Here is a 14,163-nt window from a genome sequence, read left to right as displayed (position 1 = left end):
TTTACACCCTCTTCTTTGTTAATTTAAGTAATACTTTGCTCAAGCTTTCTTCCGTAAGATCCTCTGCATCAGCAAAATCTGATACCGTAAAAGCAGACTCTGTTGTTGGTTTATTTATAAGTTGACGAAGATGCCTCAACATACCATCTGCTATCACTTGAATTTTTAATTTAGAAAACTGTTCCCTACTATACATCCAAATAAAATGTAACTTTTCATCTTTCACCATTCCGATAACATCAATTAGATGAGATGGTTTGGAATCTGGAGCATGATCTAAAAATGTAAATCCTGTCTCTTGCATAAACAAAGAGTCCCTTGAAAACACCTGATCAAATTGGCCCAAATAGTTAAAGCTTATTGAAGGCTTTTGCTGATAAAACGGAAGTAATCCTTTATTCAAGTAACGTAAAATACCATAGTCAACTCCGCGATTTGGGATTCGACGCAATTGCTCTTTGACTGCCTTTAACCCTTCAATAGGTGTCTGAGTTCCTTGAAAATTGAGATGAACGGGATAAATACTCGTGAACCAGCCCACTGTCCTTGATAAATCAATACCTTCAATCATCTCTTCTCTTCCGTGTCCTTCTAGATGAATAGAAACGGTTTGCTGATTTGTACAATCGACGATAGCTTGTCCTAATGCCGTTAATAGTACCTCATCAATCCTTGTCTTATGAGTGACTAGAACTTCGTGAAACAATGCTTGTGTTTCTTCTATTCCTAAAGTCCTCGTTACTTGATCAATCGATTCTTCTGTCGTTTCTTGTATTGGATAGTCCATTGGAATTTTCATCGTTTCTTTTTCTACTTGTTCATTCCAATAATTTTGTATTTCTTTTAAAATACCCGAATTACTGTACGTCTGGAGTCGTTCAGACCACTCTTTAAAAGATGTACTTTTCGCAGGTAAGCGAATTTCTTGACCTTGTTTCATCTGGTTATATACCACCTGTAAATCTTCCAATAGAATCCTCCATGACACTCCATCTACTACTAAATGATGTATCACCCAGAATATTCGATCATTTTCAGTCAAGTTATCTTCAAAGTACACTACTTTCATTAACGGACCAGTAATTAAATTGAAACTAGCTTGATTAATGTTCATCTCTTCTTGTATTATTTTATTCCACTCTTTTTCATTAACTTGATTCCGTTTTACAACATGGAGTACTGACAGCTCATCAGTCCCTTCATTTCTCTGCCTCCACGTTCCGTTTGGTAACTGTTCGTACCGGAAACGTAAAGCATCATGATGTTTCAGTAAATTTAATATCGCTCCCTCTAGTAACTTCACATCCAATCTTTCTTTTACTCTTAAAAGCATTGATTGATTCCAATGCTCTGGATGTGCATGTTCTTGCTCGAAGAACCAGCACTGAATTGGAGTAAGAGGCACATCACCTATCACAATTCCCTGCTCCGCTTGTACTCCCTGCGTTTCTATAGCCACTTGTGCCAGCTCAGCGATAGTTGGGCATTCAAACATTTGCTTTGGAGTAAGTTTTAACCCCACTTGACTTGCTTGAGATATGATTTGAATACTGAGAATCGAGTCGCCACCAATTTCAAAGAAATTATCATAGATTCCCACCTTTTTAACACCTAATACTCTCTTCCAAATGGTAGTTAGTATCTGTTCGTTACTATTCCGAGGGCCAACACATTCACTATTAATCTGCTTTTCCTCCGGCATAGGTAAGGCCTCACGATCAACTTTACCGTTAGCTGTAAGTGGAATAGCTTCCATCGCCACAAATCCCGAAGGAACCATATAACTTGGTAGTTTCGCTTTAAGATACTCTCTCCACGCATCTACATTTCCATCTCCTACAACATATGCTACTAATCGTTTATCGCCTGGCTGATCTTCTCTTACAATTACAACTGCCTCTTTTACATATGCATATGTATGTAAAGTAGACTCAATTTCCCCAATCTCAATTCGGAAACCACGTATTTTAACCTGATGATCAATTCTTCCACGATAATCTAGATTCCCATCTGGCAAATACCTCGCTAAGTCTCCTGTCCGGTATAATCTTGCTTTCAGATCACTACTAAATGGATGAGATATAAAACGCTCTGCTGTTAATTCAGGTCTATTTAAATACCCACGTGCAAGCCCCGCCCCGCCAATATAAAGTTCACCATCAACACCTATAGGAACAGGTTGTTGATAAGCGTCTAGTATATACACTTCTAAATCGGGAATCCGCTTTCCAATATTACTTCTTGAAGCATGCTGCACATCATCTAAAGTAATTGGATAATATGTAACATGAACTGTGGTTTCTGTAATTCCATACATATTAATTAACTGTGGGTTTTTCTCCCCATACCTTTGAAACCACGGTAACAAGCTAGTAGGTTCTAACGCTTCTCCGCCAAATATGACATAACGCAGCTGCAAATTTTTATTCTTATCTTCTTGTTCACACACTTGTATTAATTGTCGAAATGCGGAAGGTGTCTGATTTAGAACTGTGACTTCTTCCTCCACCAATAATTGATAAAAATCCTTAGGTGATCGACTAATCCAGTACGGAACAACAACTAATTTCCCACCATATAATAACGCTCCCCAAATTTCCCATACTGAGAAATCAAATGCATACGAATGAAAAAGCGTCCAAGTATCTTTTTCATTAAACTGATACCAACAATCCGTCGATTTAAATAACCGAATGACATTGTGATGCTCTATCATAACGCCCTTTGGATTTCCCGTTGATCCCGAAGTATAGATTACATATGCCAGATTTTGGGGACCGACACTAGAAACCGGCAAAGTCTTACTTTCTTTCCAAATCTCATCTTGATCACGATCCAGGCAAATCGACTCAACATTTTCTGGTAACCAGTTCAATTCTTTTAAACTTTCTTGCGTTACGAATAACTGAATGCTAGCATCTTCTAAAATATATTGAAGTCGTTGCTCTGGATATGTTGGATCAAGTGGGACATAAGCCCCACCAGCCTTCAAAATCCCTAAAATACCTACAATCATCTCGTGGGAACGTTCAACGCACAGTCCAACTAAAGTATCAGGTCCTACTCCTTTTTTCTGCAGATAATGAGCTAACTGGTTTGCACGTTCATTAAGCTCCTTATAAGTAATTTTTTCTTTTTCATACGTAACTGCAATAGCATTTGGATAAATCATCGCTTGCCGTTCGAACATTTCATGAATAGTTACTTGAGATGGGACATCCAGCTTAGGATTGTTGAACTCAACTAAACTTCTTCTTTTATCTTCATCAGAAATGATTTCGATTTCAGCTACCTTCTGCTTTGGTTTTTCAAAAGTGTTTTCCATTATCGCTAACATCACGTTAAAAAAACGTTTTATCTCTTCCTTAGAAAATAGCTCCTCACGATAATCAATATGTACATGTAAAGAGTCAATATCAATTAGATTTTCAATATGCACTGCAAAATCTTGCACCTCTTCATGGTTTGGAATCCATAGTGAGTCACCACTTTCATCACGATCCCTATAATCAATCGTAGTTCCGAAAAGTCTCACATTACTATTATTCTCTTTATTAATCTGCTTTAATAACAAATCAAATGGATATTTCTGGTGTCTCAATAATTTGCTTTGTTTTCTGGATACCCTACTAATAAATGAAAGTACTTCTTCTTCCGGATCAATATCCATTCTTAAAGGAACTGTACTCACCATCATTCCAATCAATTTTCGCTCCATTTTAGTCATACGATTGCCGTAAGCCATTCCTAAACCAATATCAAGCGATGAGGTCCACCGATACATGGACAACGAGAAAGCAGCAACAAAAAAAGTGTATAAACTAATTTTGTAATCTTCAGAAATTTTTTCTATCTTTCTCTTCAAATGCTCCGTTAATATAAACGTCTCACGTGATGCTTTGGTACTAACTTGGTACGTATTATAAGGCTTCAATCCAGTCGCAGATGGCAGTGTTTTAAATTCCTCTAACCAGAATTTTTGATCTTTTTGAAAACGACTACTATTCAAATATGTTTGTTCATTAGTCAGAAATTGAACATATGAATTTTTAATTTCGCCTTCCTCATTCTCGTTATGCATGTCATAATAATATTTTGCAATCTGCTCAGTAAATATTTGAATTGATAAACCATCCATAATAATATGATGAACATTTCCAAAGACTGCACATTCATCATCGTTTAATTTTATTAAAGCGAAATAGTATAAATTTGAATTAAATAATGTAAACGTTTCTTTTGTTTTCTGCTCAATCCATTCCTCAAGCAAATTTGTATTCTCCACATTACTGAAATCAAAAAACTCAAATTCTTGTTCTTCATGTTTAATAAAATATTGTTTCGGTTCCTGATGCTCATTTTCTTTTAACCTAATGCACAGACCGTCATTTTCACTGATAACGCGATTCACAACTTGGTTTAATTTTGAATAATTCATTTTCCGATGAAGTTTAAATAAAAATCTTAAATTACATATTCCTTTATCAGAATGAATAACTTCTGTATACCATATTCTTCGCTGCGGATGGCTTAATGGATAACATTCCTCATTGGTCATAAAAATCTTCCCTTCAAAAATTATTTGCTCTTATAGGTTCGTGTTTATGTTTAGCCCATAAATATTTCTGCAGTGAAACTCCAATTACTCCAATAATAACAAGCCCAATCCCTCCATAAACATAGAGTTGAGTTACTCCAAACAAATGCACTAATGGACCACTCATAGCAGGAGAAATAATTAGAACTGCGTTTGTTAAACTGCTTTGTATACCAAATACTCTTCCTACTTGATCTTGATCCGATTCTATTTGTAAAATGACTTGATTAGATACAAGCATCAGCCCACTTCCGATACCAGCGATAAAACTAATTAAATAGGCTAAAACGAAGACCGTACCGGGCGTTATCAAACCAATCCCCCCAAAACCAATTCCCATTAAAACCATACCTCCGCATACTACCCAGCCATATTGAAATTGTTTTAATTTCTGAGTTAGTAATGCACCAAGTATTCCGCCAAGACCAATAATAGAAATGATATATCCCATTTTACTTTTATCATGTGGGAATAAGCTCTTAAATAAAGTTGGGAATTGTGAGTCTACTAATTGTAATACCGCCATGGCTATTGTAACGAAAATCATGGTTGATAATATTATCCGATTAGATAACACATAACCCCACCCTTGTACCCAAGCGGTCCAAGTACTTTGTTTTTGCTTTTCAACAAATTTTTTCGATATAGTTTCTTTAAATTTTATTGTGGGTATCAAAACTAAAGTAGCTAATAAACAACTTATAGCTCTTATAATGAGGCAGAACTCTGGTTGAAACCAGCTCAACAACATGCCCCCTATAAGTGGGCCTACTATCTTTGTACCCTGCTCTACTATTCCGTTGATACTTACTGCTTTAGTAAGCAAGTCCGGGGATACAATCTGTCTTGTTAGTGTTTGCTGTGCAGGATAATAGAAAACAATAAAAATGGAACGAATCATTAATGCCACTAAGAGCCAGTGGATATCTTGTACAAATAAAAGAGCAATTGTTATTAGACCAACCATTAGATTACAGAACATCATAATTGGAATTTTTCTAAAACGATCTGCAATAACACCTGCCCATGAGCCAAAAATAATTCCAGGAAGTGCATATGCAACAGGAATCAATCCAATCATAGTAGGATCTACTTCCCATTCAAACCCAACTATAGTCATAATCGCTAACATATCAATAAAAACACCAAGCATAAGCAATGAATAGGCAGAGAAAACTTGTAAATAAACCCTATTTCCTAATAGGCCTTTTGAATCAGTAGTTTTCATAAAAGCAAGCTCCTTAGGTTACTAATATAAACGCTTTTGCGTATAAGGTACCTCTTTATTAAACCTAATTAATCATTATTGAAATCTCACCTAGAATTTAACTTCGTCAAAACTCAAACCAGTCTTGTTTTTCATATATTTAAAATAGTCAGACAAACAAAAACGTACCTATTTCTTCATTTTTATATCAACTGTTACAAAATATATCTTTACCTTACACTAATAACAGCTAAACGTTGCCTTAATATAACCCTTTACAGTTGTTTGCACATTCAATTCACATCCTTTTTAAAGTTGGCTTTTTTCTATCTCAAATACTATCACACAAATATTTCACCTACTATATTCATAAAGTTGAAATATTTGAATCAGAAAATTCGGATAAAAAGCTAAATCCACAAATCATACCAAACAATTATTTAGTTATATTGTCATTTTATAGATGGCTTTAGCCATAAGGATATCAAGAATTAAGTTTTTTAATTTTATTAATATAATAGTTTATAGAAACTATTAATCCTACTAAACAAAAAAATAAATATACAATAAAGTATATTTATTTTTTCTTATCCTACATATTTTCTATGCAAATTAATTCCAATAACTAAAGTTGATAATAAAAATATAATATTACCAATCACTAATGTACTCATAACAAGAATTAAATAATATAGTATTAATACTTCTGCACCTACTACCTATTTTATTTATTGGATATTTATACTTCAAAAAAATTACACATCATTCACAATTAAGATACATACCCAAAATATCATTTGAACATGTTATTATATTTTAAGATAATATAAAATCAGTTTTTCTATAAGAGAACTTAATTTTTATGTAGTACGAAACTGTTAGTAATACAGCATATACTAATTTAGTTATAAAAACATTTAAAGACCACCTATTTCCATAAGTGATCTTGCTTTGTGATTCTGTATTTGTGCACTACTGTAGAAATATATCGTAGAAACGCTTTGTTTGCTAAATGTTTAGTTCTTTCCATTTACTAAAAAACATAGCTTCATACACTTAATATCATATTCGTTACATTGCAAACTATTATTTTGTCTTCTGTACAGGCAAACTACTAAAAATCAATTCCGCAACTTTTACATATCCTTTTGAGTTTGGATGAATTAAATCCTTAGACCAAAGCGTATTGTCATTAACTAAATGATGATTCCAAAAATCAACATGATGAAGCTTATACTCTCTGCTCAGTGAATGTATAACTTCATTTGCCTCTAATAATTGTTCTTTTATTACTTGTTTTTTTTCAGAAGCAAAAGGAAGCCTAACTGTAAAATCTGGAAGGTTTGCTATAATAATATCAGCCCCTGCTTTACTTAATGTATCTATCATAAATTCCATATCATTCTTATATGCATCATGATTCCAACGTCCTTTTAAAACATCGTTTGCCCCTGCAATGAGACTAACCAAATCTGGATTAAAAGTTAACGCCTTTTCCAATTGCTGCGAGCGAATTTCTTTAGTTACTAACCCACGCTTTGCAAAATTGGCATATTCTATATCGTTTTCACACAGTTGAACAAAATGATCTACCCAGCTTTTTAATGCAATTCCCTCAACTTCATCCCCTATCCCCTCTGTAAAACTATCACCAATTGCTACAAATCGCTTCCACATATGTATTCCCCCTTTATTTTTAAACATATCTATACTATACAATAGCTCACAGCGTAATTGTTATTTCTAAGTGTTTTTCGATTTCAATTATATTCGACTTTACTATATTTACATTTAGAATCCAAAATTGACCGATTCCCAAGTATACTAAGGAATCGGTCATATTCGTATATTTACTAAAGAAATAAAATCCCGCTAGGAATTATACTTTTTTTCAAAAAATTTGTTGTTCTTTGTTTTGCCCAGTTGATACATTTCTTTTCGATTAAATGATACGAAACTATAGAAAAAAGTATTGTCATTGCAATGCACAAAGTAAGAAGGAAAAAGATAGGTATCTTTGTATACAATAGTTTAAATAGTATCATCATGATTGGAAAATGACACAAATAGATACTGTATGAAATTTCTCCTAAGTATACAAATACACTCTTATTTAAAAATACTTTTACTTTTAGGTTACTCATAGCCATTATAATAAATATACTAACCCCCATTACGACACCCCAATCTTTTAATAAGAAAGTTGTATCATTACGGGAAAAACCATAAATTAAAATGGAATATAAATATAGAATAACCCCTAATGCAATAAGAAATCCTTTTTTAATTTTTTTCATATTCCTATATGAGTAGATAAGTTTTTCCTGATACTTAAAAAGTAACATTCCAACCATAAACATAGATGTAAAATGCAGTGTATCAGCATAACCATTATAAAATCCTTCAGCTTTCCCAATATGCAACATATTAAGAACAACACTAATTAAAGAAAAGCTCAAAGCAAATAGTATCGTTTTCTTCCAATTCAGTTTATAAAAAAGAAGGAATAACAAAGGAAACACAATAGATATACGCATTTCTTGAGCCAATGACCAAATAACTGGATTATAATTTTCCGTAAAAAAGTTATTAAGAAGCACAAAGTGGTTTAAAATATCTAATTTTGTTATAGACCCTTGCCACCTATCATAGAACCAATCCCGTAGTCCTACCACTTCATACGACGAAAATAAAATAAATAAAACAAAGGTAACGATTATCCAAAAATAATAAGGAATATAGATTCTTACAAATCTCTTAATTAAATATCCCCAATAATTTGTTTTTGAATGATAAAGTGCCATAGATAACACAAAACCACTTAGTACATAAAAAACGATAACAGCTTCCCCACCCGCCCATAAAAACCTAAGCGGGGAAAATTTAATAGAATTAGGCAACGATGGTAGCATTAAACAAAAATGTCCAAATACCACAGTAAGTGCCGCTAACCCTCGTATGGAATCTAATTCTTTTATTCTCTTACTCATAAAATGTTCTCCTTGTAAATTGTAAATTTTGCTGTTCATAAAGGCCACTATAAGAATGTAGTGGGAGAATTGTACATATTCTTTCTTTAAATTCCTAATATAAGCAGTACAAAGTTAATTTGACCTCCATTTCTTTATATACATAATTTAAAACAAAATATTTAATACAAAGAAAAGATTTTATTAAATTTTTATAAAGTGAAACATTTAGTTGTATCCTATAAAATTAGCTTTTTACTATATCAATCGCACTATCCCACATACCACTAAAAAAAGATCCTGTTTTACGTATAAAACGTGTAAGCCAATTTGCTTGTTCCACATCAGATTTTGTTACAAGGTCTATTTGTAATGAATTACCTGATAAGAACCCAGGATCTGTATTATCTTTAGACGAGATAATCATTTTACTAATTGTTACACCTTTTTTAATAGGCGCTTCTTGTTCCGTATTCGATACTTTAAATTCTTTTTTATAAATGTCTTTGTTGCCCTTCGGCATTGGAAGCGAAACAACTTGTTTCATTTGAACTACTACATCTTTTTCTTTTGCATTTGCTACTCGAACTGTTTCATGCCCTTTTACTACTAAATCTTTTCCATAGACATTCTTCACTTCAAAATTCGCAAATCCATAATCGTATAATTTCTTTGTTTCATCAAAACGTGCCGTATGAGATTTTGCTTTTATCACTACAGAAATTAGGCGCATACCATTTCTTTCTACTGTACCAGTGAAACAATCTCCCGCTTCTGGAGTCGTTCCTGTTTTCAAACCATCTACACCTTCATATTGCTTAATTAAGCCTTTTAACATCCAATTAAAGTTCGCCATATCAATTGGATATTTACCACCCTCTTGGAATGTTTTTTTAGGAATTTTTGCTGTATTTAATATTTGGGGAAAATCTTGAATAAGACGTTGTGCTAAAATTGCACAATCCCTTGCAGACATTTTATTTTTCTCTTCTAGAGTTGTCCCTTCTAGATGATATCCTTTTAAATCTTGATTTGTTAAGCCGGTAGAGTTTACAAACTTATAGTCTTTCATACCAAACTCTTTTGACTTATCGTTCATCATTTTTACAAAATTGACCTCTTTACCAGCAATCTGTTCAACTAAAGCAATTGTTGCACCATTTGCAGAGTAAATTGCCATTGCCTCATATAACTCTTTTACCGTATAAGAGCCACCATTTTCTAATGGAACATTTGATAGTGAACGATCTTGCGAAATCTTATGTGCATATTCAGAGATTTTAACTTTTTGATCCCATTTAAGTTTTCCTTTATCCACCGCTTCATGAACTAAGTATTCGCTCATCATTTTTGTCATACTAGCAATTGCCAATGATTCATCTGCATTTTTTTCATATAAAATTTTTCCGGAATTTGCTTCTATTAAAATTGCTGATCCTGCTTCAACGTCTATAGCAGGATCTGTTTCCGCTGCTGCTTTTCCAATTGTAACGACCATGCTACAAAATATTGTAAGCACTGTTACTATTGCAATAACTCTCTTGCAAAACATACCTTTCACTTCAGTTACCTCCAATTTCTTTGTACTAAAAAAAAGCGTTATTCTAACATAATCCCGCAAAAAAAATAGACAGTGTTCTCAAATTGTATATACATATAAAACGTTAGAATCGCTTTCATATAGACCATCTCATCCGACACTTTTAGGTGCGCTAATACTTTGTATTTCCACACATATCCTTATTTTTAATCCCCTTATATTTTTCAAAATGATTCACACTTTCATATTTTTTAGGATTACAATTAATAGACAATCTAAATAATACATTTGTTCCACATTTACAAAAAATAAAAAACTACACCCTATACTGGATGTAGTTTTTCTAACTAATTTATTTATTTTTCACTTCATTTTTATAAAAAGTAAATAATGGTTCGATGGATGGACTAGATAACAGCGGAATTGCCTTCTCAATCAATTTCCTATCCCAATCAAACCAACGCATTTCCATTAACATGTTTATTTCTGTATCAGTGAATCGTTTCTTTATTTCCTTAGCAGGATTTCCACCAACTATTGTATACGGCGGAACATCTTTACTTACTACAGATCCTGCAGCAACAATTGCACCTTCACCAATAGTAACGCCAGGCATTATTATAGCATTCATTCCAATCCAAGCATCACTTTTAATGACTGTATTGCCCTTAGGTTCATATGATTGTTTAATTTGCTCAGCGAATGGATATACTGTAATCCATTCTGAGTGATGATTATGGTTACCACCCATTAAAATGACTACTCCACTTGCAATGCAAACATAATTCCCAATAATGAGTTTATCAAGGTGCCATCCCATCTGTTCAATTGGATTGAAAAGTGCTTGGGACTTAGCATCTCCCCACAAATACCTTACACATCCATCTTCAAAATTTTGATGACTATAATAGCCTGAATAATAGGAGTACTCTCCTACTTCAATGAGTGGATTTGTTACTATATCTTTTATATACTTTGTTTCTGACCAATGATTAAATAATGGATACTTCATAGCTTTATTCCTCGCTTCTAAGTATTATATATATTGCTATTTACTTAGAAGCTTACTACGACTGCTACATTTTTTAGCTTTCTCAAACGACGAATCATTATCTTCAAGCCTTTCTTTTATACTAGAAAAAGCATAACGCAATACATTACACTAGTCAAATTGTGTAATTTTGAACACATCTTAAACAGTGTAATACTGCAATAAGAACATGAAAACACTTTAACTTTGATACAAATAATATATTGATTACATTTAGTTCATATTTTGTAAAAAAATTTTAATTGCCATGACAAAGCAAACAATAACCACTATTGGTCGTATTAATGCCGTCCCTTTTGTAAGCACCATCTTCGCCCCAATATATGATCCTATAATTTGACCAAGCATCATAATCAATCCAATTGTCCAATCGATTTGGCCAAAAATAATAAAATACAACAAAGCAGCGAAATTACTTGTAAAGTTCAAAATCTTAGCATTTGCAGTCGCCCGTGTAGCGCTATATCCACATAAGAGAATGAACGCTAAAGCAATCAAGCTACCTGTTCCTGGGCCGAAGAAACCATCATAAAATCCCAATAACGGAGACACTGTTAACGCAAACAACAACATACTTATTTTTCTCGGTCGATCTTCGTTTGCTATATTTGGAGATAATAGAAAATAAATCCCAATAAAAACAAGTAAAAAAGGTAATATCATAATTAGATATTCTGCTCGTATCTGTAAAACAAGCCATCCACCCAAAACTGATCCAAAAAAGGTCATTAAGATGGACAAACGCATTTCTTTAAGATTAATCTCTTTCTTCTTAATAAAAAACACTGTTGCCATGAGAGTTCCGCTACTCCCTTGCAGTTTATTAGTTGCTATCGCTACAGAAGGAGACATACCTACTAATAACATTATCGGGATAGTTATCATACCACCGCCTCCAGCAATCGTGTCTACCCATCCTGCTAATACAGCTACTAAAAATAGTAATATGAGTAATTCAATAGTAAAATCCATACAAAGAATATGGGAAGACTTGAGCTATTATACCCCAAACCTCCCCATCGGCCCTCCTCTCTTTAAACTAGTTAATTAAATCTTTAAAGTAACTTTCTTTCTGATCACGTAATCGGCTGGAAACGTATTGCCTGCAAACAATTCTTCTTCCGTATTTATTATTTCCAATCGGGATTTTATATTCTTCCTCAGATAACCTTTCCCTACCATGAGTTACATTTGTTTGTTTACCATAGTAAGAATTTGGTATAAGTAATAAATCTTCAGATGTAAGTGGAACCTTATAAGTAGGCGTTGTTCGTAAGAGTTCTAAAAACATGTCAAATTTCAATTTTTCTTCTTCACTTTCTCCCACATAAATCAATCTATTTTCTGCTCCATTTAAACAAGTTGCAATAATATCACCATTATCATCTAAAAATATAATTTGGTTTATTTCCCCTACAAATCCCGATATTTCACCATCAGCCATTCCTGCGATATGAGCAATAGGCATTTTACTTATCGCCAATATGTCATCTTTACTGAAGTGATTTTCTTCAAGATGCTTTTGAAGTAATTTTGGGGTTCCAATATGAGTTTGAGTTTTTAAATTTAACACTCCTTTTAATAAAAGAGCATCAACTCTAGTAAATTTGCCACAAGTAATTTCAGACACTATTCGTTCCACGGATTTATTAAGTCTATTTGATACAATTTCTAAATTTGTATTGAATGTATTCAATCTCGCTTCAATATCTGACTGGTCTTTCATATCTGTATACACTGTGGCATCGTTATGTTGATAAAAATTCCCGCCACCGGTGCTTGCACCGACATTTCGCAAAACTTCATCGTTATTTAAAGGGGAAATGAGATGAAATCTATTTTTCCCTGCATGTTCGGATGGGTGAATTAAAGCATCATAATTAAAAAGTGTGGCAAAAAGCCAGGTGACCCATTCTGCATAAAAATATTTTTTCATTCTATCGTGTTCGTCTTCACCATAATTAAAACCTCTGCGATTTTCCCCAGGTAATAGTGTTTCTATAGGATCACATGGAGTATTTTTAATAAGAATAGGCGGTACGTTCCCACCACAATTCGCTATTTTTATCATATGTAGTAGATTTTTCATGTCTGAATTCGGGGTTTTCTTTGAATAGTCAATCAAACAATTAAGCCACTCTTTTGAAAAATATGCTACTATTTCTTGATCACAAGTATAAGGATTATGAGTTTTTAATTCATTGTCTATCAGATTCTTCATTTTATCCTTCAATAGATTCGGAATAGTAATTTCTTCAATTTCTGTAATCTGCAGTATTCCTTTATTCATTATAAAACCTCCGTTGTTTTATTTTTTACACCCTATCTTCTATTAAACAAACTATCCACTTCTTTTTTACTCCTTTACTTTTCGTCAGAGCTATTAGAATTACCGATTTACAAATAAAAAACATGGAGTATAAGAGATTTCTTCTTAGTTACATTTCCCCCACGAACCTCTATTGAATTGACAAATTTAATTTAAAAATCTGATTTATTTTCATACTTTACTTTCAAACTATGTTTATATGATTTTCAATTCAAGTAAGAGTATTTCATTTTCTAAAGTTTTCCTAATTTTAAAATCAGAATTTTCAATACAACTATGTTAACACTAAAAATATAACACGAAACCAAAAAATGTAAATGAATAGTTTTTTTATAAAAAATAGTCAGACTATTTACAAGGTAATTCGTATTCCATTGAACCAACTACGGCCCCTCAATTTTATTGATAACAATAAAAAAGCCCCCTAAATGATAGAGGACTTTTTCCAAGTATATTCTATTTTAAAGTTC

Annotated in this window: 8 protein-coding genes; all 8 read right to left on the bottom strand. The window is 32.9% G+C overall.

What is annotated here, in order from left to right; genetic code table 11:
- Nucleotide 1: 1 nt before the first annotated feature.
- The 8 genes from ACTFRY_RS16170 to ACTFRY_RS16135 all read right to left on the bottom strand — a co-directional run bounded on the left by ACTFRY_RS16170 (nucleotide 2) and on the right by ACTFRY_RS16135 (nucleotide 13,654).
- Nucleotides 2-4,558, bottom strand: coding sequence for a non-ribosomal peptide synthetase (locus ACTFRY_RS16170; protein ID WP_098616546.1), 4,557 nt, complete (start codon nucleotides 4,556-4,558; stop codon nucleotides 2-4).
- 13 nt (nucleotides 4,559-4,571) lie between these two features.
- Nucleotides 4,572-5,825 (bottom strand): MFS transporter, encoded by a 1,254-nt coding sequence (locus ACTFRY_RS16165; protein WP_016117929.1) that lies wholly within the window; start codon nucleotides 5,823-5,825, stop codon nucleotides 4,572-4,574.
- A gap of 1,065 nt (nucleotides 5,826-6,890) precedes the next feature.
- Entirely contained in the window at nucleotides 6,891-7,481 is a 591-nt protein-coding gene (locus tag ACTFRY_RS16160) for an SGNH/GDSL hydrolase family protein (RefSeq protein ID WP_000265884.1), read from the bottom strand.
- Between the two features lie 176 nt (nucleotides 7,482-7,657).
- Complete coding sequence (locus tag ACTFRY_RS16155) at nucleotides 7,658-8,833, bottom strand: acyltransferase family protein (RefSeq protein ID WP_001999762.1); 1,176 nt, start codon at nucleotides 8,831-8,833, stop codon at nucleotides 7,658-7,660.
- 187 nt (nucleotides 8,834-9,020) lie between these two features.
- Nucleotides 9,021-10,334 carry a D-alanyl-D-alanine carboxypeptidase family protein gene (locus ACTFRY_RS16150; RefSeq protein ID WP_098616545.1) on the bottom strand — a complete coding sequence of 438 codons (1,314 nt, stop codon included), beginning with the start codon at nucleotides 10,332-10,334 and terminating at the stop codon, nucleotides 9,021-9,023.
- Nucleotides 10,335-10,665: 331 nt separating this feature from the next.
- A complete protein-coding gene (locus tag ACTFRY_RS16145; RefSeq protein WP_000876939.1) occupies nucleotides 10,666-11,325 on the bottom strand; it encodes a CatB-related O-acetyltransferase in 660 nt (219 codons plus the stop codon).
- Between the two features lie 252 nt (nucleotides 11,326-11,577).
- A complete protein-coding gene (locus ACTFRY_RS16140; protein ID WP_098616544.1) occupies nucleotides 11,578-12,336 on the bottom strand; it encodes a TSUP family transporter in 759 nt (252 codons plus the stop codon).
- A 67-nt stretch (nucleotides 12,337-12,403) separates the two neighbouring features.
- Entirely contained in the window at nucleotides 12,404-13,654 is a 1,251-nt protein-coding gene (locus ACTFRY_RS16135; RefSeq protein ID WP_098616543.1) for a hypothetical protein, read from the bottom strand.
- Between the last annotated feature and the right edge of the window lie 509 nt (nucleotides 13,655-14,163).

This window comes from Bacillus cereus group sp. MYBK195-1, assembly GCF_051916605.1.
GTDB lineage: Bacteria > Bacillota > Bacilli > Bacillales > Bacillaceae_G > Bacillus_A > Bacillus_A cereus.
The sequence above is the reverse complement of the archived record's forward strand: the minus strand, read 5'-3'. Positions and strand labels throughout refer to the sequence as shown.